Annotated in this window: 20 protein-coding genes and 2 tRNA genes; 17 read left to right on the top strand and 5 right to left on the bottom strand. The window is 67.2% G+C overall.

What is annotated here, in order from left to right; genetic code table 11:
- The first annotated feature begins 83 nt into the window (after positions 1–83).
- The 10 genes from ABIB51_RS07955 to ABIB51_RS07910 all read left to right on the top strand — a co-directional run bounded on the left by ABIB51_RS07955 (position 84) and on the right by ABIB51_RS07910 (position 9333).
- A complete protein-coding gene (locus ABIB51_RS07955) occupies positions 84–1196 on the top strand; it encodes a branched-chain amino acid aminotransferase (RefSeq protein ID WP_354187191.1) in 1113 nt (370 codons plus the stop codon).
- Positions 1197–1275: 79 nt separating this feature from the next.
- Positions 1276–2076 (top strand): MBL fold metallo-hydrolase, encoded by an 801-nt coding sequence (locus ABIB51_RS07950; protein WP_354187189.1) that lies wholly within the window; start codon positions 1276–1278, stop codon positions 2074–2076.
- A gap of 18 nt (positions 2077–2094) precedes the next feature.
- Entirely contained in the window at positions 2095–2871 is a 777-nt protein-coding gene (locus ABIB51_RS07945) for a fumarylacetoacetate hydrolase family protein (protein WP_354187187.1), read from the top strand.
- 20 nt (positions 2872–2891) lie between these two features.
- Complete coding sequence (locus tag ABIB51_RS07940; protein WP_354187185.1) at positions 2892–3128, top strand: hypothetical protein; 237 nt, start codon at positions 2892–2894, stop codon at positions 3126–3128.
- A 34-nt stretch (positions 3129–3162) separates the two neighbouring features.
- Positions 3163–4701, top strand: a complete 1539-nt coding sequence (gene gltX / locus ABIB51_RS07935) for a glutamate--tRNA ligase (protein WP_354187183.1) — start codon at positions 3163–3165, stop codon at positions 4699–4701.
- Between the two features lie 2 nt (positions 4702–4703).
- A complete protein-coding gene (locus ABIB51_RS07930; RefSeq protein WP_354187505.1) occupies positions 4704–5453 on the top strand; it encodes an HAD family hydrolase in 750 nt (249 codons plus the stop codon).
- 130 nt (positions 5454–5583) lie between these two features.
- Positions 5584–5655: transfer RNA gene (locus ABIB51_RS07925), tRNA-Gln, on the top strand.
- A gap of 132 nt (positions 5656–5787) precedes the next feature.
- Positions 5788–5860: transfer RNA gene (locus ABIB51_RS07920), tRNA-Glu, on the top strand.
- Positions 5861–5944: 84 nt separating this feature from the next.
- Positions 5945–7720 carry a dynamin family protein gene (locus ABIB51_RS07915; RefSeq protein WP_354187181.1) on the top strand — a complete coding sequence of 592 codons (1776 nt, stop codon included), beginning with the start codon at positions 5945–5947 and terminating at the stop codon, positions 7718–7720.
- Positions 7717–9333 (top strand): GTPase, encoded by a 1617-nt coding sequence (locus ABIB51_RS07910; RefSeq protein WP_354187179.1) that lies wholly within the window; start codon positions 7717–7719, stop codon positions 9331–9333. Before ABIB51_RS07915 ends, ABIB51_RS07910 begins: the two co-directional genes overlap by 4 nt.
- A 24-nt stretch (positions 9334–9357) precedes the next feature.
- Here ABIB51_RS07910 and ABIB51_RS07905 read toward each other — a convergent pair whose 3' ends face one another.
- The 3 genes from ABIB51_RS07905 to ABIB51_RS07895 all read right to left on the bottom strand — a co-directional run bounded on the left by ABIB51_RS07905 (position 9358) and on the right by ABIB51_RS07895 (position 12309).
- Entirely contained in the window at positions 9358–10947 is a 1590-nt protein-coding gene (locus tag ABIB51_RS07905) for a hypothetical protein (protein ID WP_354187177.1), read from the bottom strand.
- 88 nt (positions 10948–11035) lie between these two features.
- On the bottom strand, positions 11036–11572 hold the full coding sequence (locus tag ABIB51_RS07900) for a DUF1697 domain-containing protein (protein ID WP_354187175.1): 537 nt from the start codon (positions 11570–11572) through the stop codon (positions 11036–11038).
- 17 nt (positions 11573–11589) lie between these two features.
- Positions 11590–12309 (bottom strand): IclR family transcriptional regulator, encoded by a 720-nt coding sequence (locus tag ABIB51_RS07895; protein ID WP_056426387.1) that lies wholly within the window; start codon positions 12307–12309, stop codon positions 11590–11592.
- Between the two features lie 124 nt (positions 12310–12433).
- Here ABIB51_RS07895 and leuC point away from each other — a divergent pair, with 124 nt between their 5' ends.
- The gene (gene leuC, locus ABIB51_RS07890; RefSeq protein ID WP_354187173.1) at positions 12434–13888 is read left to right on the top strand and encodes a 3-isopropylmalate dehydratase large subunit; all 1455 of its coding nucleotides are present in this window, start codon (positions 12434–12436) and stop codon (positions 13886–13888) included.
- A 42-nt stretch (positions 13889–13930) separates the two neighbouring features.
- The gene (gene leuD, locus ABIB51_RS07885) at positions 13931–14533 is read left to right on the top strand and encodes a 3-isopropylmalate dehydratase small subunit (RefSeq protein WP_354187171.1); all 603 of its coding nucleotides are present in this window, start codon (positions 13931–13933) and stop codon (positions 14531–14533) included.
- 141 nt (positions 14534–14674) lie between these two features.
- Here the strand turns inward: leuD and ABIB51_RS07880 are convergent, their stop codons facing one another.
- On the bottom strand, positions 14675–16318 hold the full coding sequence (locus ABIB51_RS07880; protein ID WP_354187169.1) for a DUF7402 domain-containing protein: 1644 nt from the start codon (positions 16316–16318) through the stop codon (positions 14675–14677).
- Between the two features lie 533 nt (positions 16319–16851).
- On the opposite strand from ABIB51_RS07880, the gene murA reads away from it, so the two are divergent.
- From murA to ABIB51_RS07860, 4 genes are read left to right on the top strand one after another with little or no spacing between them, the layout of a single operon-like run.
- On the top strand, positions 16852–18177 hold the full coding sequence (gene murA / locus ABIB51_RS07875; protein WP_354187167.1) for a UDP-N-acetylglucosamine 1-carboxyvinyltransferase: 1326 nt from the start codon (positions 16852–16854) through the stop codon (positions 18175–18177).
- A 9-nt stretch (positions 18178–18186) separates the two neighbouring features.
- Positions 18187–18996: a lysophospholipid acyltransferase family protein gene (locus ABIB51_RS07870; RefSeq protein ID WP_354187165.1), complete on the top strand. Its 810-nt coding sequence runs from the start codon at positions 18187–18189 to the stop codon at positions 18994–18996.
- Complete coding sequence (locus ABIB51_RS07865) at positions 18993–20045, top strand: NAD(P)H-dependent glycerol-3-phosphate dehydrogenase (protein WP_354187163.1); 1053 nt, start codon at positions 18993–18995, stop codon at positions 20043–20045. The genes ABIB51_RS07870 and ABIB51_RS07865 overlap by 4 nt, the downstream gene beginning before the upstream one ends.
- A gap of 2 nt (positions 20046–20047) precedes the next feature.
- Complete coding sequence (locus ABIB51_RS07860) at positions 20048–21196, top strand: D-alanine--D-alanine ligase family protein (RefSeq protein WP_354187161.1); 1149 nt, start codon at positions 20048–20050, stop codon at positions 21194–21196.
- Between the two features lie 11 nt (positions 21197–21207).
- Here ABIB51_RS07860 and ABIB51_RS07855 read toward each other — a convergent pair whose 3' ends face one another.
- Positions 21208–21708, bottom strand: a complete 501-nt coding sequence (locus tag ABIB51_RS07855) for a DUF3515 domain-containing protein (RefSeq protein ID WP_354187159.1) — start codon at positions 21706–21708, stop codon at positions 21208–21210.
- A gap of 276 nt (positions 21709–21984) precedes the next feature.
- On the opposite strand from ABIB51_RS07855, the gene ABIB51_RS07850 reads away from it, so the two are divergent.
- Entirely contained in the window at positions 21985–22623 is a 639-nt protein-coding gene (locus ABIB51_RS07850) for a hypothetical protein (protein WP_354187157.1), read from the top strand.
- Positions 22624–22630: the final 7 nt, after the last annotated feature.

Here is a 22630-nt window from a genome sequence, read left to right as displayed (position 1 = left end):
AGCTTGTTTCGAATCACCAACATGCTGCCGTGGTCCGAGGATGAACCACGTTCACACACCAGGCAGCCGACCGTGGAGGAACCATGACTCAGACTGCCCATGGCGTCGAATTCACCCAGCAACCTTCGGCCACCCCGAAGTCCGCTGAAGAGCGTGCAGCCATCCTGGCGAACCCGGGATTCGGCAACTATTTCACCGACCACACCGCGATCGTCGACTACAGCGTCGACGACGAGGGCAAAGGCGGCTGGCACGATGCCCGCGTCGAGGCCTACGGCCCCATCTCGCTGGACCCGTCCGCCGCAGTGCTGCACTACGGCCAGGAGATCTTCGAGGGTCTCAAGGCTTACCGCCACGCCGACGGTTCCATCTGGACCTTCCGGCCCGAAGCGAACGCCGCACGGCTCAACAAGTCTGCCCGCCGGCTGGCCCTCCCCGAACTTCCGGAAGAGTTCTTCCTGGGCGCCATCCGCGAACTCGTCTCCGCGGACAAGGAATGGGTTCCCGCCGGCGACGGCGAGGCGCTCTACCTGCGCCCGTTCATGATCGCCACCGAGGCTTTCCTCGGCGTCCGGGCAGCCCGTGAAGTGTCCTTCCGCGTCATTGCGTCCCCGGCCGGCAACTACTTCGGCGGCGAGCTCAAGCCCGTCTCCATCTGGATCTCCCGCGAATACGCCCGCGCCGGCCGCGGTGGAACAGGCGCCGCGAAATGCGGCGGAAACTACGCCGCGTCCCTCATCGCGCAGCAGGAGGCGGAGGCCCACGGCTGCAAGCAGGTCCTCTTCCTGGACCAGTTCAATGACAACGCCGTGGAAGAGCTCGGCGGCATGAACGTGTTCTTCGTGATGAAGGACGGCTCCCTCGTCACCCCCGCGCTCAGCGGAACCATCCTGGAGGGCATCACCCGGATGTCCGTCATTCAGGTGGCCAAGGACATGGGCCGCGAGGTCACCGAACGCAAGATCACCCTCGACGAATGGCGTGACGGTGTGGCCAGCGGCGAGATCGCCGAAGTCTTCGCCTGCGGCACCGCCGCCGTCATCACGCCCATCGGCGTGCTCAAGGACAACACCGAGTTCATCGGCTCCGAGGACGCAAAGGCGGGGGAGACCACCATGGCCATCCGCGAGCAGCTCCTCAGCATCCAGACCGGAACCGTCGAGGACACCCACGGCTGGCTGACCCGCCTCGCCTAGCAGCGTCCGGTTCCACTAGCGTTCGGCGCCGGCCCCGCACCTTCGTGCGGGGCCGGCGTCGTTCTGGGAAGATGGGACAGTGATTCCCGAAGACTCCAGCGACGTTGTCCGCAGCACAGAGCTGACCCGCTTCCGGCTTGCCCCGAATCCCGGGCCGATGAGCCTGCACGGCACCAACTCCTACGTCATCGCTGCCCCCGGGTCCGCGTCGACGGTCGTGGTGGACCCGGGGCCCCTGGACGGGCAGCACCTGCAGGAGCTTGCGGACGCTGGTCCGGTGGAACTCATCCTCATCACGCACCGGCACGCCGACCACACCGCCGCCGCGGCCAGGTTCGCCGGAATCACCGGAGCGCCGGTGCGGGCGGCCGACCCCGCCCACTGCCACGGCGGCAGCCCCCTGAAGGGCGGCGAGGTCCTGCACGCGGCCGGGGTTGAAATCAGGGTGCTCGCCACCCCCGGCCACACGTCCGATTCGGTGTGCTTCCATCTCCCGCATGACGGCGCCCACGGTTCCGTGCTGACGGGAGACACTATCCTGGGCCTTGGCACCACGGTACTCGACTACCCCGACGGCACCCTGGCGGACTACCTGGCTTCCCTGGACCGGCTGGAGCCCCTCGGTGCGGCCACCGTCCTGCCGGCCCACGGCCCGATGCTGCCGGCCCTGGACAAAGTCGTCCGTGCCTACCGGGACCACCGGCAGGACCGCCTCGCGCAGATCCGTTCTGCATTGGCGGATCTCGGCGCCGGGGCCGGGGTGGAGGACGTGGCCGACGCCGTGTACGCCGACGTCGATCCTGCCGTGCGGCCGGCGGCGGAACTCTCGGTCGCGGCCCAGCTCGACTACCTCCGGTCCGGCGGAAGCACGCCCTGGTGAGCAGGTACGCTTGGATCCATGCGTATCGCCCGGTTTGTAGCTGATTCTGATCCCCTCTACGGCATTGTTGAAGGTGAGCCCGGCAGTGAGGAAATCACTGTCATCAACGGTGACCCCTTCTTCCACGGTGTGGAACGGACCGCCGTCAGGCACAAACTGGAGGACGTGCGCCTGCTCGCCCCGATCATTCCGCGCAGCAAGGTCATCGGTGTGGGCCGCAACTTCGCGGAACACGCCCAGGAACTCGGCAACGAGGTCCCCAAGCAGCCGCTGCTGTTCCTGAAGCCGAACACCTCGGTGATCGGGCCCAACGATCCGATCATCCTGCCGGAGTTCTCCGACGAAGTGTCCTTCGAAGCCGAACTCTGCGTCGTCATCGGCCGGATCTGCAAGGACGTCCCCGAGGAACGCGTCGACGACGTCATCTTCGGCTACACCTGCGGCAACGACCTCACCGCCCGCGACGTCCAGAAAACGGACCTGCAGTGGGCCCGGGCCAAGGGCTTCGATACGTCCGCTCCGCTGGGGCCGTGGATCGAAACCGAACTCGACACCGAGGACCTGCAGATCCAAGGCCGGCTCAACGGCGAAATCCGCCAGGACGGCAGCACGAGCCAGATGATCCGCGGAGTCCGCGAGCTCGTCTCCATCGTCTCGCAGGCCTTCACCCTGCTGCCCGGCGACGTCATCATGACCGGGACTCCGGCCGGCGTCGGGCTCGTCCAGGCCGGCGACCGGTTCGAGGTCGAAATCGAGGGCATCGGCCGTCTCTCCAACCCCGTCGTCCGCCGCTAGCCAGGGCGGGGGAGCAAGCCATGGTCAACGGCGGCTGGAGCGGTGCCCGGGCACGGTCCGGGAACCGCCGCTCCTTCCTGTTGTACGCGCTGGGCTCCCTCGGCACGTTCGTGATCGCGGCCCGGGCCGTGCACTGGCTCGACGGGCCGGCATGGCTCGGCCTCCTGTTCGCCGGGATAGGTCTGGCCCTGGCCGGGTATTACCTCGTACGGGCGCTGCGCGGCCCGCGGAGGGGACGCCCCGCCGGGCGCCGGTAGGGCACGCCGGGCAGGCGGTAAAGTTGGTGTCACTATGACTACTCCTACTGCGCCCGACGCCGCCTCCAGCTCCGCCCCGCTTGCTGCCTCCACTGGTGATGTCACCGCCGACACTCCCGTCCGTGTCCGGTTCTGCCCGTCACCGACCGGCACCCCGCACGTCGGCCTTATCCGCACGGCCCTCTTCAACTGGGCCCACGCCCGCCACACCAAGGGCACGTTCGTGTTCCGCATCGAGGACACAGACGCGGCGCGCGACTCGGAGGAGAGCTACCAGCAGCTGCTCGAAGCCCTCAAATGGCTTGGCATCTCCTGGGAGGAAGGCGTGGAAGTCGGCGGCCCGCACGAGCCGTACCGCCAGTCGCAGCGCCTGGACCTGTACAAGGACGTTGTGGCGAAACTCATCGACGCCGGCTACGCCTACGAGTGCTTCTCCTCGCCGGAGGAAGTCGAGGCCCGCCACCGCGCCGCCGGACGCGACCCCAAGCTCGGCTACGACAACTTCGACCGCGAGCTCTCCGCGGAGCAGCTCGCCGCGTTCCAGGCCGAGGGCCGCAAGCCCGTGCTCCGCGTGCGGATGCCGGACTCGGACGTCACCTTCACCGACATGGTCCGCGGCGAGATCACCTTCAAGGCCGGCAGCATTCCCGACTACGTGATCGTCCGTGCAGACGGTTCCCCGCTGTACACCCTGGTCAACCCGGTCGACGACGCCCTCATGGGCATCACCCACGTGCTCCGCGGCGAGGACCTGCTCTCCTCCACCCCGCGCCAGGTGGTCCTGATCCGCGCACTGATGGACATCGGCGTCGCCAGCTACATGCCCGTCTTCGGCCACCTGCCGTACGTCATGGGCGACGGCAACAAGAAGCTCTCCAAGCGCGACCCGCAGTCCAACCTGTTCCTGCTCCGCGACCGCGGCTTCATCCCCGAGGGCCTGCTGAACTACCTCTCGCTGCTCGGCTGGAGCCTCTCCGCCGATGAGGACATCTTCACCGTGGAGCAGCTGATCGAGCACTTCGACGTCAACGACGTGCTTGCCAACCCCGCCCGCTTCGACATCAAGAAGGCCGAAGCGATCAACGGCACCCACATCCGGATGCTCGAGCCCGAGGATTTCCGGGTCCGGCTGGTCCCGTACCTGCGCACGGCCGGCCTGGTCGGCGAGAACCTCACCGCCCGCCAGGAAGAGATCCTCGCCGAAGCGGCGCCGCTGATCCAGGAACGGATCGCACTGCTAGGCGAAGCACCCGAGATGCTCGCGTTCCTCTTCAAGAACGACGACGCGATCGACGTCGCGGACGACGCCCGCAAGGGACTCCCGGAGAACCTGGCCGAGGTCCTGGACGCGGCCCTCGCGGCCCTTGAGCCGGTCACCGGGTGGAACGCGGAAAACATCCAGGCCGCCCTGAAGGAGGCTCTCGTGGAGGGACTCGGCGTCAAGCCCCGTCTGGCCTTCGGACCCGTGCGCACGGCCATCTCCGGCCGCCGCATCTCCCCGCCGCTGTTCGAATCCATGGTGATCCTGGGCAAGGATTCGTCCCTGGCCCGGCTCCGGGCGTTCCGCGGCTGATGATGGGCGCACCGCAGGCCGCGAGCGGGCTCCTGGCAAACGGCCGGGGGGTCATCCGCGGTGTCCTGTTCGACATCGACGACACCCTGGTGGACCTGGAATTCGCGATGACCGCAGCGGTGCGTGACGCCAGCGAGCATCTCCTGCCCGGCCTGGACCAGGCCGGGTGGGAGAAGTTCGGGCGGATCTTCACCCGCGAAACCACGCATTACTATGACCGCTACCTGACCGGCGAGCTGAGCTTCAACGAACAGCGCCTGCTGCGCGGCCGGGCGGCCCTGGGGCACTTCGGCGTCGAACTGGAAGAGGGCGAGCAGGCCCAGCACTGGGTCAGTTCGTACGCGAGCCGCCAGCATGGCTACATCCGGGCCTTCGACGACGTCACGCCGCTGCTCGACGCCCTGGACGCGGCCGGCATCCCCTATGGCGCCGTCAGCAACAACGTCCACGACTACCAGCGGGTCAAGCTGGACGCCGCCGGGCTGGAACGCATCGGCGTGCTGGTCGGCACGGACACGATCGGTGTCCCCAAGCCGGACCCTGCCATCTACCTTGAGGGAGTCCGCCGCCTCGGAACCGGTGCGGGCGAAACCCTCTATGTCGGGGACAACCGGCTGCTCGACGCGGAAGGTTCGACGGCGGCGGGCCTGCTGGGGGTCTGGCTGAACCGCGGCGGGGAGCCGGCCCCGGGTTTCACCGGCCGCGAGGTCGGCTCCCTGCTGGAGCTGCTTGAGCTGCTGCCGCCCGCGTGACGTCGGACACTTTCGGGCGGCGGCGGCGACGTCGATTTGTGGATGTGAAAACTCTCGGGTAAAGTAATTACTCGTGCTGAGGCGCTGGGAGCGCGGGTTTGAACCTGCGGAACCGGCCCGAAAGTTCCATTGGGATATGGTGTAATTGGCAACACTACGGTTTCTGGTACCGTCATTCTAGGTTCGAGTCCTGGTATCCCAGCTCTGATAAATTCCGCGGAATTCAGCGGTGAATCAGGGGTTTCAAAACGGTTGAATCGATTTGAAACGCTTGCTGAGTGTATGAAATAATCACTGAGCGCGGACGGCAGGAATGCTGTTCTGGAGAGTACGCGGCCCCATCGTATAGCGGCCTAGTACGCTGCCCTCTCACGGCGGTAACGCGGGTTCGAATCCCGCTGGGGTCACAGAATGGAGCGGTCCCGGGCATCAGCCCGGGGCCGCTTCTGTTGTACGCCCAGACACCGGAGCTGAACTGGCATGATGATGCTGTGACCTCCGACGAATCTCCCGGCACAGCCGGGACCCCGGCACCGCGGGCAGCCGCCGCCATCGAACTGCTGGAAGCAGTCCGCGCCGCGCTGGCCGCAACAGCCCTGCCCCTGGCCCTGCCGGATGCCGAGCGGGCCCGGCAGGACATCCGCAACTCCCTGGCCCAGCTGGATGACTACATCCTGCCCCGCTACCGCAGCCTCGAGGCACCCCTGCTCGCCGTGGTGGGCGGCTCCACCGGCGCCGGGAAGTCCACCCTCGTGAACGGGCTGGTGGGGCACGCCGTCACCCGCGCCGGGGCTATCCGGCCCACGACGCGCCAGCCGATCCTGCTGCACCACCCCTCGGATGCCGCCTGGTTCGAGGACCAGCGTGTCCTGCCCAGCCTCAACCGGATCCGCGGCACGCTCGTCAGCGGCCCGTTGCCGGCCAGCCAGGCCGGACCCACGCCGGATGCGGCGGCGGTCTCCTCCCTCGTGCTGGTCTCCGACGGCGCGGTGCCCCGCGGGGTTGCGTTGCTGGACGCCCCCGACGTCGACTCCATCTCGGATGACAACCGCAAGCTGGCGGGCCAGCTGCTCGCCGCCGCCGACCTGTGGGTGTTCGTCACCACCGCCAACCGCTACGCCGACGCCGTCCCCTGGCGGCTGCTGCTCGGCGCCGCTTCGCGGGACATCATGGTGGCTGTGGTCCTGGACCGGGTGCCGCCCGCCGCCGAAGCCGAGGTCCGGGCCGACCTGCAGGCCATGCTCAGCAGGGAGGGACTCGGCGAAGCACGGCTGTTTGTGGTGCCCGAGCTGGTGCTGGACGCGATGGGGATGCTGCCGGCCGACGCCCTGGCCCCGATCCGGTCCTGGCTCGAAGACCTGGCGGCGGACGCCGCGGGCCGGGCCGGCATCGCACGGCGGACCCTCAACGGAACCGTGAAGGAGCTCGGTGCCCGGGTAGAGGCCGTGGCACAATCCGCCGGGGAGCAGCAGCATGCGGCGCAGGTCCTCGCCGGAGACGCCCGCGCCGCCTACCAGGATGCTGTGGCACGGATCCTCGAAGCGACCCGCGACGGCGCCCTGCTGCGCGGCGAAGTCCTGGCCCGCTGGCAGGACTTCGTCGGCACGGGTGAGTTCTTCCGGGTCATGGAGCAGAACATCGGCAGGTTCCGGGACCGGATGGGCGCCTTCTTCCGCGGTGAGCCGGCCCCGGCGGTCAGAGTGGAGACAGCAATCGAATCCGGGCTTCAGTCGGTCATCATCGATGAAGCCGCCAACGCCGCGGAAGACACAGACCAGCGCTGGCGTTCCGACCCCGCCGGCCGCCAACTGCTGGGAAGTGACGACCTCTCCGGGACTTCGGACGGTTTTCCCGAGACAGTGGCAGCCGAGATCCGGGCGTGGCAGGGGAGCCTCATGGAGCTCATCCGGACAGAGGGCCAGGGCAAACGCACCCAGGCCCGCTGGTTGTCCTTCGGCGTCAACGGCCTCGGGGCAGCCCTCATGATCGTCGTTTTTTCGATGACCGCCGGGCTGACGGGACTCGAGATCGGCGTCGCCGGCGGCACCGCCGTCGTCGGGCAGCGGCTGCTGGAAGCGGTGTTCGGCGAGGACGCCGTCCGCCGGCTCGCCAAAACCGCCCGCGAGGACCTGCACGCCCGCTGCCAGAAGCTGCTCCAGGCCGAACAGGAACGCTTCCTCTCCCGGCTGCACGCCTCCGGGGGTGCTACGCCGGATGTCCTCGCAGGTCACGCCGCCGCGCTCCGCCGCCTGGCGGCCGCAGCATGAGCCGCCACGGCGCCGCCCGCGAAGCTTCCCAGCTGCGCCGCCGGCTCGAAGCCCTGGACGAGGCACGCGGGCTGGCCGCGGGCGCGCTCCCGGAGGACGTCCTCCAGGAGGCCCTCGGCGTGATCGACCGTGCCAGCTCGCGGCGGTCGCTCTCGGCCGAGCACACAGTGGTGGGCTTTTTCGGCGCGACCGGCAGCGGAAAATCCTCCCTCTTCAACGCCGTCAGCGGCGCGGAGATCGCGACGGCGGCGGCCCGGCGCCCCACCACCTCGGAACCGCTCGCCGGCATCTGGGGCGCCGAAGGCAGCGAGCCCCTGCTCGACTGGCTCGAGGTCCGTAAGCGGCACCATGCCGCCCCCGTGCCGGGCTTCGCCGACGAAAGCACGGGCCTGATCCTGCTGGACCTGCCGGACTTCGACTCGACGCGGGCAGCCAACCGGGAGATCGTGCAACGGATGGTCGGACTCGTCGACGTGCTCGTCTGGGTCCTCGATCCGCAAAAGTACGCCGATGCCGCGGTGCACAATGATTTCCTGGTGCCCCTGGCCTCCCACGGGGCAGTCACCCTCGTGGTGCTTAACCAGGTGGACCGATTGCCGGACCACGATGTGCGGCCGGTGCTGGAATCCCTGCACGGCATCCTCGCGCGCGACGGCCTGGGCAAGGTCCAGGTCCTGGGAGCCTCGGCTGTGGTGGGCACCGGCGTGGACAAGGTCAGGGCTGCCATCCGCCAGGCGGCCATGCAGCGCCAGGCCCTTTCGCAGCGCCTGGCCGCGGACGTCACCCGGGTCTCGGCCCGGCTCGCGGACGCCTCGGGCGAGGGGGAACCGGCCGGGGTGAAGGCGGCCTCCCGGGCCAGGCTGGCCGAGGAGCTGGCTGTCGCCGCCAATGTCCCGCTCGTGGTGGATGCCGTGGTCCGTTCCTACCGGCAGGAAGCAACGCGCCGCACCGGCTGGCCGGTCACGCGCTGGCTGGTCCGGTTCCGGCCGGACCCCCTGAGGCGGCTGAACCTCCGCCGTGACGGCGCCAAGCCGGAGCTGAACCGGACCTCGCTGCCGCCTGCGGGCGCCCCGGAGCGGGCGCGCACCGATGCCGCCGTCCGTGAGTTCGCGGACGCGGCGTCCGACGGCGTCCCGGGACCCTGGCGTGCGGTCATCCGCGGTGCGGCCCGCGAGGGCCGGGAACAGCTGCCGGACGCCCTGGACCAGGCGATCGCGTCCACGGACCTCAAGGCGGGCCGGAAGTCCTGGTGGTGGACGGTCTTCAACGTCATCCAGTGGCTGGCCTTGCTGACCGCTCTCGGCGGGTTCGCCTGGCTGGGTGTCCTGGCCGCCCTGGGGTATCTGCAGCTGCCGGTCCCGGACGCACCCCTCGTGGAAGGCTGGCCGGTCCCCACGGTCATGATCGCCGGGGGAGCGCTGCTGGGGATCGTCCTGGCGATCGCCGGCAAGTTCATTGCGGGCGCAGCCGCCCGGGCGCGCGGGGCGGCTGCCCGGAAACGGCTCAAGTCTTCCGTGGAGACCGTCGCGGGGAAGCTCGTGGTGGAGCCGGTGGACGCCGAGGTCGGCCGGCTGCGTTCGTTCCGGAAAGCGCTGCAGGCGGCGGCGCGTTAGGACGGGCCAAACGCAGGGGCGGTGCTAGGCCGTCACCCAGGCACCGGCCCTGACGAGCAGGCAGTTACCGGTGGTCGTGTCCGTCCAGCGTGAACCGTTCTTGAACACCGCGGTCGTGTTCTTCTTTCCGATGATGTCGGCGTGGAACTGCCGGGACGAGGCCGACGCCGACACGGTCTGGACCACCGAATCCTGGAACCGGAGGGCTACCCGGTTGAATCCCGTCCAGGAGCCCTCGACGGCGTAGGCGCCTTTGCCGGCGTAGAATCCGCCGGCATTGCCGTCCGTGATGTTGATTGTGGCGTCGATCTCGAGATTGTTGAAGTTGTTCGCGGCCCCGCCGGACTGACCGTTGGAGAGGTAGATCGCCCACCCTGTCGCCTGGTCGATGTTCGCGCCATTGATCTTCACATCGGATACGTTGCCCAGCTCGGAATCGATGAAAATGCCGTAGTTGTTGGCTTTTCTAATGTCCGGATCGGTGATCTGCAGGTGCGTCACACCGCCGATGCGGATACCGGAGTACCCCGAACTTGCTTTGTTCCGGTTGCGGACGATGGGGCTGACGATCTTGACGTAGTTGGCCATCTGGATCAGGAACCCGCACGTGTTCCGGTTCACGAGGCCACAGTCTTCCGCGAGGCAGTTCACCAGGAACAGGTTCTCGTTGAAGACGCTCAAGGCGCGAAGGCTGCCGAGAACCTTGAACCCGGTGCCGGTGCAGTTGATGGCGGAGCAGTTGTTGATCCAGAGGTTCCTGATCTGGGCCGGGCCGGAGATCCGGAAACCGTGCTCGCCGGCGTCGTGCACGGCGACGTTGTCAATGCGGAGGTCCTCGGCCGGGTTGTTCGATTCCAGCAGGATCCCGTTGTGTCCGGGCGTGTAGGTCGAGTTCGGGGAGGCGCCTCGGATCCAGCCTCCGTTGAGGCGGAGGTGCGATACGTCGCGGAAGTCCGCGCCGCGGACGTACCTTTCGATTTCGAGCCAGTTGATCGTCAGGTTCGGAACGGTCTCGGCGAACACCGCGTAGTCGAAGTTCTTGATCCGCGCCCGGTCAATGGTGATATAGCTGGAGCCGTTGATGTTCAGCCCATTGTCCCGGACGTTCCCGCTGCCCTGCCCCGGGGTGCTCGATTCGACGTCCACCACGTCGATCCGGACGTTCGTTGCATCCTGGATGGACAGGCCAGAGCCGCTGGGGCCGCCCAGCGTGGTGATGTAGATGCCCCCGGTGACGGTGGTATTTGAGCCGATCCGGATTTGCGGGGTGCGGCCGGTCCGGGCGCGGGCCCGGAACTTCGCGCCGTTGGTGTGCAGGCAAAGCCCCGCGGGGAGGACCAGCGCGGCGCCGAGGATCATGGTGAAGGTGGAAGGAATGGTCAGCGGGTAGCCGAGGGCCACCGCCGCGTTCGCCGCTGCCAGCAATGCAGCCCGGTCATCAGTCGTTCCGTTGCCGGTCACGCCGTAATCGCGGGCGTTGATGAAAACTCCGCCGTGGCCGGACGGGGGATCCAGCGCCGCGCCGGAGTGACCCGAGGCGCCCTGGATACCCTGCGGGGCGGCAGCTAGTCCGAGACCCCCGACAATAATGGCACTTCTACGTGTCACGGACATGACGAGCCGTCTTTCACCCGGGTTACAACGTTTCCTCGGCCATTGTGAACCGGTGAGCCTTGAGAAACCTATGATCGTGCGGCTTCCGTCAGAGGCCCGCTGCGGCGTCGCGGACCTTGACCATGGTGCGCAGGTTCCTGGTGGTGGTGGTGGCCTTGTACTTCGGCTTCGCGGACAGCTTGCTGAACGGACTGTCCAGGGTGCCGCCCGCAGGAGCCAGCCAGGCCATGGCCTCCGGGCCCAGGCGCGTCAGCTCGGCACCGTCCAGGCCTGTTCCGGCGTCGTAGAGCTCCGTCAGCATGTCCGGATCCGAGGCCAGCGTGAGGTAGGTATGGGTGGAGGCATCGTCCGCGGGGTAGGGACACGCCGCCACCAGCTCCGCCACGCGGGCTGCCTCCAGCACTACCACCCAGGCGTCATAGCCGAACGCCTCGCGGAGGCAGGCCTCGAACTCGGCCTTGACCTTGGCCGGCGGCAGTTCGCTGGCAAGTACCACGTTGCCGCTGGCGAGGAGTGTCTTCACACCGGAAAAGGGCCGTGCCTTCAAGGCTTCCTTGAGGTCGGCCATCCTAATGTTGATCCCGCCCACGTTGATGCCGCGCAGGAACACCGCATAGCTGTTCATGCGCACAGCCTATGCTGTCAGTCGTTCGTCTTGCGCAGCGCTTCGGTGAGGACACGGGCGGCGTTGCAGACCACTTCGGCGTGCAGACGTCCGGGCTGGCGGGTCAGGCGCTCGATGGGTCCGGAAATAGAGACGGCGGCAATCACACGGCCGGACGGACCGCGGACCGGTGCCGAAACGGAGGCGACCCCGGGCTCGCGTTCGCCGAGGCTCTGTCCCCAGCCCCGGCGTCGGACTCCGGCCAGGACGGTGGGGGTGAAGCGGGCGGCCTGCAGGCCTTCCAGGAGACGGTCGTGGTCCTCCCAGGCGAGCAGCACCTGGGCCGCGGAACCGGCCTTCATGGAAAGCTGCGTGCCGACGGGAATCGTGTCGCGCAGGCCGATCGGACGCTCGGCGGAGGCGACGCAAACGCGCCAGTCGCCCTGCCGGCGGAAGATCTGGGCGCTCTCCCCGGTGGCGTCACGCAGCTGCATCAGGACCGGCCCGGCCGAGGCGATCAGCCGGTCCTCGCCGGCGGCGGAGGCGAGCTCCACGAGGCGGCTGCCAAGGACAAACCTGCCCTGGATATCGCGGCTCACGAGGCGGTGGTGAACCAGCGCCAATGCAAGCCTGTGCACGGTTGGCCGCGCCAGCCCCGTGGCGGCTACAAGCTGCGCCAGGGTGGTGGGGCCGGCCTCAAGTGCGTCAAGCACATGGGCCGCTTTATCGATGACACCGACTCCACTAGAATTGTCCATGTAATGATATTGCCGTCTCATTATCTGAGATGCAAGTCAACGCGCTGGCGCCGCACAGTGGACTGCTGATTCAGTGGACATATTAAGTCGGTATCAACGAACATTGCAGTGAAGGGAGAAGGCCGTGGCAAAGACACTGGCCGAGAAAGTCTGGGACGCGCATGTGGTGCGCAAAGGCGACGGCGAAGGAGCCAACGCCCAGCCTGACCTTCTCTTCATTGACCTCCACCTGGTGCACGAGGTGACTTCACCGCAGGCCTTTGAGGGCCTGCGCCTGGCCGGACGCCCGCTGCGGCGGCCTGACCTCACCATCGCCACCGAGGACCACAACACTCCCACGCTGGACATCGACAAGCCTATCGCCGACCTCACCAGCCGGACCCAGATCCAGACGCTGCGCAACAACTGCCGGGAGTTCGGCGTCCGCCTGCACTCCCTCGGCGACGCCGAGCAGGGAATCGTCCACGTGGTGGGCCCGCAGCTGGGCCTGACCCAGCCGGGCATGACGGTGGTCTGCGGCGACTCGCACACCTCCACGCACGGCGCGTTCGGCGCGCTGGCCATGGGCATCGGCACCTCCGAAGTCGAGCACGTCATGGCCACCCAGACGCTGTCCTTGAAGCCGTTCAAGACCATGGCCATCAACGTCGTGGGCACCCTGCGCCCGGGTGTTTCCGCCAAGGACATCATCCTGGCCGTCATCGCCAAGATCGGCACCGGCGGAGGCCAGGGCTACGTGCTCGAATACCGCGGCTCCGCGATCCGGGCGCTGTCCATGGAAGCCCGGATGACCATCTGCAACATGTCCATCGAGGCCGGAGCCCGCGCCGGACTCGTTGCCCCGGACCAGACGACCTACGACTACATGTACGGCCGCCCGCACGCGCCCCAGGGCGCCGAATGGGACGACGCCGTCGAGTACTGGGACACCCTGCGCACTGACGACGACGCCACGTTCGACGTCGAAGTGGACCTCGACGCCGACACCCTGGAACCGTTCGTGACCTGGGGAACCAACCCCGGCCAGGGCGTCTCCCTCTCCGCCAAGGTGCCCTCGCCCGAGGACTTCGGCGACGAGAACGCCAAGGCCGCCGCGGAACGTGCGCTGCAGTACATGGGCCTGGAAGCCGGCACCCCGATGAAGGACATCCGGGTGGACACGGTCTTCCTGGGCTCCTGCACCAACTCCCGGATGGAAGACCTGCGGGCCGCGGCGGACATTGTCCGCGGCCGCACCAAGGACCCCAACGTCCGGATGCTCGTGGTGCCCGGCTCCGCCCGTGTGCGCCTCGAGGCCGAGGCCGAGGGCCTGGACCGGGTGTTCAAGGACTTCGGCGCCGAATGGCGCTTCGCCGGCTGCTCCATGTGCCTGGGCATGAACCCGGACCAGCTGGAACCGGGGGAGCGCTGCGCCTCCACGTCCAACCGCAACTTCGAGGGCCGCCAGGGCAAAGGCGGACGCACCCACCTCGTCTCCCCGGTGGTGGCCGCAGCCACGGCCATCCGCGGCACGCTGAGCTCGCCGTCGGACCTGGACCCCGCCCCGGAGCCCGCTGCCGTCCGCATCGACGCAGCGTAGCTGCCGACAGCCCCGATCCACACAGCCGAAAAAGGATCCGCCATGGAAAAGTTCACCACCCACACCGGAATCGGCGTACCGCTGCGCCAGAGCAACGTCGACACGGACCAGATCATCCCCGCTGTCTACCTCAAGCGCATCACCCGCACCGGCTTCGAGGACGCCCTTTTCGCCGCCTGGCGCAAGGACCCGGCCTTCATCCTGAACCAGCCGCCCTTTGACGTAGGTTCCGTCCTGGTGGCCGGACCCGATTTCGGGACCGGTTCATCCCGGGAACACGCCGTCTGGGCGCTCAAGGACTACGGCTTCAAGACTGTCCTCTCCTCGCGCTTTGCGGACATCTTCCGCGGCAACTCCGGGAAACAGGGACTGCTGGCCGCTGAATTGGCTCAGGCCGACATTGAACTCATCTGGAAAGAGCTGGAAAACGCGCCCGGCACCGCGGTCACCGTGGACCTCGTCTCCAAGACCGTGCAGTGCGGCAACATCGTGGCACCCTTCGAGATCGACGACTACACCCGCTGGCGGCTGCTCGAAGGCCTGGACGACATCGGCCTGACCCTCAAGCATGAGGAAGACATCACCGCGTACGAGGCCACGAGGCCCGCCTTCAAGCCCAAGACGCTGCCGGCCAAGCTGTCCTGACCTGGACTGAGCTGTCCTGACCTGGCCAGGCCTGACCTGACCGTCCGGCCGCAGCCGGACCCGAATTTAGAAGTGCCGCCGTCGAGCTCGACGGCGGCACTTCTGTGCGGAGGCGACCGGGTCATCTCGGGACGCCAGATATCAATCCCCGTAGGCCTGGAGTTCGGCGAGTCCGACGTTACTGGTGGTGCCGCTGACGGTGGTGACTGTCAGCCGCAAGCTGGTGGTGGAGCGACCGGAGAAGGTGATTGTGGTCGCTTTGCCAGCGTTGTCCAGGGAAGGCACCGGCACTGTGGTGCCGTCGGAGAAGGTGAGTGTCGCGGCAGTGATCTGGTCGGCGGTATTGGGCCGGTCGTAGAGCACAATGCGGCTCAGGTTCACCGCGGCGGGAAAGGCAAGGTTGAGGTAGCTTCCAGCTTTGCCGCCGGCGGTGGCCCACTCCCGGGTTGAGTCGGTGGGGTAGCCAGCGATGACGCCGTCGATGACCTTCACGGCGGTCTGCCCGGTGGCGGAGTTCTGGGAACTGGCGACGACCATCGCCGACGCAGCGATGTTGGTGCTCGTGTAGGCCTGGAATTCGGCGAGTCCGACGTTTCTGGTGGTGCCGCTGACGGTGGTGACTGTCAGCCGCAAGCTGGTGGTGGAGCGGCTGGTGAAGCTGATTGAGGTCGCCTTGCCGGCGTTGTCCAGGGAAGGCACCGGCACTGTGGTGCCGTCGGAGAAGGTGAGTGTCGCGGCAGTGATCTGGTCGGCGGTATTGGGCCGGTCGTAGAGCACGATGCGGCTCAGGTTCACCGCGGCGGGAAAAGCAAGGTTGAGGTAGCTTCCGGCTTGGCCGCCGGCGGTGGCCCACTCCCGGGTTGAGTCGGTGGGGTAGCCGGCGATGACGCCGTCGATGACCTTACTGGCCGCCTGGCCGGTAGTGGAGTTCTGGGAACTGGCGGTGACCGTCGCCGACGCAGCGATGTTCGTGCCAGTTGCGTTGGGGCCGGTGGAGCTGGTGGCGCCATTTGGCGTCATGGCAGGCAAGGGTACGGTGTATGACCGCGAGAACCGGGCGCCCATCGCACCGGCGGCACACGCGTCGGCAGTGTTGCACGTCCTGTAGTCGTACTGGGCGTAGGTCAGGAAGGCATTAGTCTTGGTCGTCAGGTCGGGATCGAACACGTTCGACGGGCGTTGGGCGATACCGTATCCCTCATATCCGGTGACCGTGTGAGGCAGGCTGTACTGCTGCTGAGCGGCCAGCACGAGGTAGGCGACGGTGTGGTGGTCGCTGTGGTCCCCGTCGCCGTAGCTACCGGCGAAGTCCAGTGTGGCGATCTGGTTCGGTTGGTAGCTGTTCATCAACGCCAGCAAAGTGCCCTGAAGCGTCGAGAGAGTGTAAGAGGAGGAGCCGTTGACTGCGGTCATCGAGTTGATGACGCCGCCGTACAGTTTCTGGAGGCTCTGGTATCCGCTATTTGATGCGCCTCCTCCAGTTGGGAACCCGTCAGGCAGCCGCATGAATGCCAACGAGATATTCGTCGCACCGTCGAGCGTCGCAACCGGAATCGGGTGGCCGGCAATGCCGGCATCTGCCGTCGTCCAGGTGTTGGCGACGCCGGCGAGCTGCGCGTACGCCGCTTTGACTCCACTCTCTCGCGATGCCCAATATGTGGCCGGTTCGTTCGCGTCTCCGGCCGTGACGTAAACGGTGCGTACGCACATTCCGCCGCGGATCGCCGCGATGAGCGCGGGGCTCTGGAACAGCAGGTCGTCGTCCTGGTGGGCAACGATGTGCATTGCAGAGCCAGCCGGGCATCCGGAATCCGCAAAGGCGCGGGGGGCCGCCGACGTGCTCCCCGCCAGCGCTGCAACTGCAGCTGCAGCGAGGAATAGCCGGGACAATCGACGAAGCCGGGGAAACGGCATTGGACTCACCCTCCTTGGTCACCACGCCGCACTGTGTCGTTGCATTCGACAAGCGGCTACTTTTGAGGATGGTGGCCTCGGAGCACGTCAGGCTACGAGGCCGGCTACCCGTTTAATGGGGAGCAGTACCTGTCTTTGGGCGGCGAATACTTGCTTTTCCGGGAGGGAGCGCGGACCGGCCACCGGCGGGGCGCATCTGTGGGCTGCGGCTAAGTTGTGGGGCGACTCAACGCGGCCATAACGTTGTCACCTGTGACACCGGAGCGGCTCTTACTGCGTCGGTGAATCCGAGGTCCCAATGGCGCCAACACCTGCACGTATTTCAGATCGGTAACCCAAGCTCCTATGCTTAGCTGGAGCCTTTGTAAGGATTTGGGGGCGAGTAGTCGTTAGGAAACCGGTATATGAGTAGTGTTCTGACAATCCGCGGAGGCGTCCCGCTGACTGGCCGCGTCACCGTCCGTGGGGCCAAGAATCTTGTCCCCAAGGCGATGGTCGCCGCCCTGCTGGGCAACGAGCCGTCCGTGCTGCGCAACGTCCCTGAAATCAAGGACGTGGAGGTTGTCACCAGCCTGCTCCAACTGCACGGAGTCACCGTCGAGAAGGACCCCGTCACCGGGGACCTGACCCTCGACCCGAAGGGTGCCAAGACGGCGTCGAGCACGGCAATCGATGCGCACGCCGGCGACTCCCGCATTCCGATCCTCCTCTGCGGACCGCTGATCCACGCGATCGGCGAGGCCTTCATCCCGGACCTTGGTGGCTGCAAGATCGGCGACCGGCCGATTGACTACCACCTGAACGTCCTGCGGCAGTTCGGCGCCGTGGTGGAAAAGCGCCCCGGCGGTATCCACATCTCCGCGCCCGGCGGCCTCAAGGGTGCCAAGATTTCCCTTCCGTACCCCTCTGTCGGGGCGACGGAACAGGTGCTGCTGAGCGCCACACGGGCCGATGGCATCACCGAACTCAGCGGCGCCGCCACTGAGCCCGAGATCGTCGACCTCATCGCGGTGCTGCAGAAGATGGGCGCGATCATCAGCGTCCAGACTGACCGCACCATCCGGATCGAGGGCGTCCCGGACCTGGGCGGCTACAACCACCGCGCACTTTCCGACCGGAACGAGTCCGCATCCTGGGCATCCGCTGCCCTCGTCACGCGCGGCGACATCTTCGTCGAAGGCGCCACCCAGCGTGACATGATGACGTTCCTGAACACGTACCGCAAGGTCGGCGGCGGCATGGACATCGGCGACGACGGTATCCGGTTCTATCACAAGGGCGGCAAGCTGAATCCGCTGGTCCTCGAGACGGATGTGCACCCCGGCTTCATGACGGACTGGCAGCAGCCCTTGATCGTCGCCCTGACCCAGGCCGAGGGCGTCTCGATCGTCCACGAGACGGTCTACGAGAACCGGTTCGGATTCACCGACGCGCTGATCCGGATGGGTGCCAACATCCAGGTGCACCGGGAGTGCCTCGGCAGCGTGCCGTGCCGCTTCGGCCAGCGCAACTTCCTGCACTCCGCCGTGATCTCGGGGCCCACCCAGCTGTCCGGCACCGACATCGACGTGCCGGACCTGCGCGGCGGATTCAGCCACCTGATCGCCGCCCTCGCGGCCACCGGTACTTCCCGGGTCACCGGAATCGACATCATCAACCGCGGATATGAGCGCTTCACGGAGAAGCTCGCCGGGCTTGGTGCCGATTTTGACATCACCACAGCCGAGTAACGGGGAGCTGTGAAGGAACCCGCGAAGAGTCACATCACCTTTGTCATTGTTGCCGGCATCGTCCGGCCCACGATGAACCTCCTGATGAGGAAAAAGTGGGAGGGCCTCGAGAAGCTCCCGGCCGGGGGCTTCATCGCTGCCCCCAACCACTGCACCGAAATCGACCCGCTGGTGGTCGGGCACATGCTCTACAACCAGAAAAGGATGCCGCACTTCCTCGCCAAGGCCGGACTCTTCAAGGTCCCGGTCCTGGGAGCGGTGCTGCGCGCCACTAAGCAGATTCCGGTGGAACGGTCGACGTCGGGCGCCAACCGCTCGCTGCAGATCGCCCAGGACGTAGTCGACGAGGGCGGTGCCATCATCATCTATCCCGAGGGAACCCTGACCCGTGATCCGGAGTTGTGGCCGATGAAGGGCCACACCGGTGCCGCCAGGATGGCGCTCGAGAGTGGCATCCCAGTGGTGCCGATGGCCCATTGGGGCGCCCACGAGGTCTTTCCGCGGTACGCGAAGCGGTTCCACATCTTCCCGAGGAAAACGTCCCGCCTGATCATCGGTGAACCGGTGGACCTCAGCGCCTTTGCCGGGCGGCCGCTGGACCGGGCCACCCTCGCTGAGGCAACCAAGGCGATCATGGACGCGATTACCGAACTGCTTGCCACACTCCGCGGCGGGCAGCCGCCGGCGGTACGCTGGGATCCTTCGGCGCACAAGCAGGCCAGTCACGGCCGTTTCATCGAACGCGGCGAGACTGGCCGCGGCAAGGCCCCCCGCGAGGGCGGCGCATCAAACGAGAATAATGGGGACAATACCGAATGACGGTCAATCTTGAACGAGCAACATCGGCAAGCACGGTAGCCGTCATGGGGGCAGGCTCCTGGGGGACCACCTTTGCGAAGATCGTCGCGGATGCTGCCACCGCTTCCGGTGTTGAACGCCGCATCCGCCTCTGGGGCCGGCGTGCCGAGATCGTGGAGCAAATCAATACCCTGCACAAAAACGAGCAGTACCTCAAGGACATCGTCCTTCCGCCCAGCATCACCGCCTCCACCGACGTGGCCGAGGTTTTCGACGGCGCCGAGCTGGTCATTCTCGCCGTCCCCGCCCAGACCCTGCGGCCGCAGCTGCGCGAATGGAAAGACCTCGTGCCCCCCGGCGCGTTCGTGGTGTCCCTGATGAAGGGCCTCGAGCTACATTCTGACGCGCGCATGAGCGAGGTCATCAGCGAGGAGCTGGGGATTCCCGCGGAGCGCATCGCAGTTGTGTCGGGCCCCAACCTGGCCATGGAAATCGCGCGGGAAGAGCCCACGGCCTCGGTCGTTGCGTGCACCGACTCCGCAGCGGCCGGCTGGATCGCCCGCAGCTGCACGGCACCCTACTTCCGGCCGTACACCACCACCGATGTGACCGGCGTCGAAATCGGCGGGATCGTCAAGAACGTCATTGCCCTGGCGGTCGGGATCTGCGAGGGCAAGCGGATGGGCGACAACACCAAAGCCTCCGTCATCACCCGCGGCCTTGCGGAGACCTCCCGGCTGACACTCGCCCTGGGCGGCGAGGCGCAGACCATGGCCGGCCTGGCCGGCCTGGGCGACCTCGTGGCAACCTGCTCCTCGCCGCTGTCCCGGAACCACACCGCAGGCAGGCTGCTGGGCAAGGGCCTCACCCTCGACCAGGTCACGGCCGAAATGAAGCAGACGGCCGAAGGCATCAAGTCCAGCCAGGCCGTTCACGAACTGGCCGGAAAGCTCGGCGTCGAAATGCCGATCACCGCCGCCGTCGTCGCCGTGCTGGCCGGAAAACTGTCCGTCGACGAACTGGGACCGCTGCTGCTGTCCAGGGACCTGAAACCCGAAGGCGATTACTGAGCGTGTCGGAAGAAAACGTGAGCACAGAGGGCCGTCCCGTCCGGTCCAGGCCCCGCGTCGCGGTGCTGTTCGGCGGCCGTTCCAGCGAACACGCGGTGAGCTGCGTGACCGCGGCGGGTGTCCTTGGCGCGATCGACCAGTCCAAATACGAGGTCATCCCGATCGGCATTGCCAAGACCGGCCAATGGGTGCTGGCCTCCGGCGACACCCGGGAGTGGTCGCTCTCGGCTGCCTCGCTGCCCGAGGTCGCTCCCTCGGAGCAGACCGTCGCGCTGGCCGAAATCGGCGGTGAGCACCAGCTCATCGTGGCCTCCCCGAACGAAGTCCCCCAGGAGCTTGGCTCCGTGGACGTGGTCTTCCCGCTGCTGCACGGGCCGTTCGGCGAGGACGGCACCATTCAGGGGCTGTTGGAACTGTCCGACACCAGGTACGTGGGTGCCGGCGTGCTGGCCTCCGCCGTCGGCATGGACAAGCACTTCATGAAGGTGATGTTTGAATCCGCCGGACTCCAGGTGGGGCCGTACATTGCCGTAACGGACCGGCAGTGGCGCAACGATCCGGAAAAGGTCCGCAAACGCGTGGACCAGCTCGGCTTCCCCGTGTTCGTCAAGCCCGCCCGGGCCGGGTCCTCCATGGGCATCTCCAAGGTCGATTCCCTGGAGGGGCTCGACGCCGCCATCGAGGCCGCCCGCGAGCACGATCCGAAGCTCGTGATCGAGGCCGGAATCCTCGGCCGCGAAATTGAGTGCGCCGTGCTCGAAGGCCGCGGAACCGAAGCCCCACGCACGTCCATGCCCGGGGAGATTTCCGTCGCGGGCGGCGGGCACGAGTTCTACGACTTCAACGCCAAGTATGTGGAGGACGACGCCGCCGCGCTCAGTTGCCCGGCCGACCTCCCCGAAGAGGCCATCACCCGGGTCCGCGAGCTTGCCGCGGTCGCGTTCGACGCCGTCGGCGCCGAAGGGCTGAGCCGGGTCGACTTCTTCTACACGCCGGACGGCGAGTTGATCATCAACGAGATCAACACCATGCCCGGCTTCACGCCCAAGAGCATGTATCCGCAAATGTGGAAGGCATCGGGCCTGGGCTACGCCGAGCTGATCGACGAGCTGATCCACCTGGCACTGCACCGCAACACCGGGCTGCGCTAGCACGCCGCCTATTAGCTTGGCGGCAGGTTCTGCAGGTCTTCCTGGCCAACGCAGCCCCGGGTCGCCTTGATCTTGGCGGCCGAGGCGGACAGGTCTGCGAGGACCGTCGCGGAGCTGATCTTGTTCGGGTCCATCAGGATTTCAGTGGCCGGTTCGCGGCCGAACGTCGTCAGCGTCCACACCGGGTCGCCTTCCTTGATGACCCAGTCGACGCCGTTCACGGTGACGCAGCGGTCCGTGGTGGGACCCGGCACGTTGACGCCGCAGCGCAGGATCACCAGTGAAGGGTCGCCCCAGGCAGCCGTTCCCTGGCTGTTTGTCTTGCGAACTTTGGAATCGCCGATGGCATCCGGCAGTGACACCATCATGGGTGCGCAGGCTGCGTTCGCGCTGTCCTTGGCCGGGGTCACATCCACCACGGGCGCACACGCTGTGAGCGCCGCGGCGGAGGCTGCGGCGACCGCCAGGATACGGAGCAGGCGTGCGGAAACCGGGGTGCGGAGCTGGTGCATTATTCAAGCCTATCCCGGCGGAGACGGCCGCCCCGACGTGCGGTGCGGCCGGTCCGGCCGCCAAAACCGACTCACCGGAGGCCGTCACGGGAACGTCGTTGGCGGGGCTGCTAGGTGCCATCGCGTAGAATGGGAAGATCGTGCATTCTGGGGCACTGCCGACAGCGAGGTCAGCTGTGGCCGGAACACAGGCGCGGTTGGAAAAATCTCGTATCCAAGGGGGAGACAGTATTTATGTCTGTACGTTGCCGCATGGCCAATTCAGTGCGCGCTGGAATGCTCGCGCTTGCAGTCGGCCTGGGCCTGGCCTTCGCCGGACCCGTCAGCTCGGCGCACGCTGAGGACACGACACTTCCTGATCCCGTGATCGTGATTACCGCCCCCACGGACCCCGCTCCGGCCCCGGTGGAGCCGACACCAGTGGAGCCCCCACCGGCTGACCCCGCCCCGGTTGAACCCACGCCGGGTGACCCGGCGCCGGTGCCCTCGCCCGCTGACCCGGGCACCCCCGCCCCGACGGAGCCAGCCCCTACACCCGTTCCTGAAGCCCCCGCCCCGGTCGCACCGCCTGCGACTTCACCCGCCGCCGTAGCCACCCCGGTCCCGACGCTCAAGCCGGTCCGCCCGGCGGCGACGCCTGCTGGAGTCGACCAGTCCGCCGCGACGGCTACCCCGACGCCCACCCCCACGCTCACGCCTGAGCCGGCGTCCTCCCGGGCAGCTGCCGCGATTGCGGCCCCGGCAGAGCCGCCCACCATCATCAAGACCGAGATCCAGGCCGCCGTGGCCGTTGCGACCGGGAGCCCGCTGGTGGTCCAGCTCATCACAGTGATGATCCTCCTTGCAGCCGGCGTCGTGTACTTCCGATTCCTGGCCGGCAAGACCCCAAGCTTTGCCGCCAAGGCCGGAAAGTAAGCAACGA

Source organism: Arthrobacter sp. UYCu712 (assembly GCF_040547005.1).
GTDB lineage: Bacteria > Actinomycetota > Actinomycetes > Actinomycetales > Micrococcaceae > Arthrobacter.
This window is presented reverse-complemented; position numbering and strand designations above follow the sequence as displayed.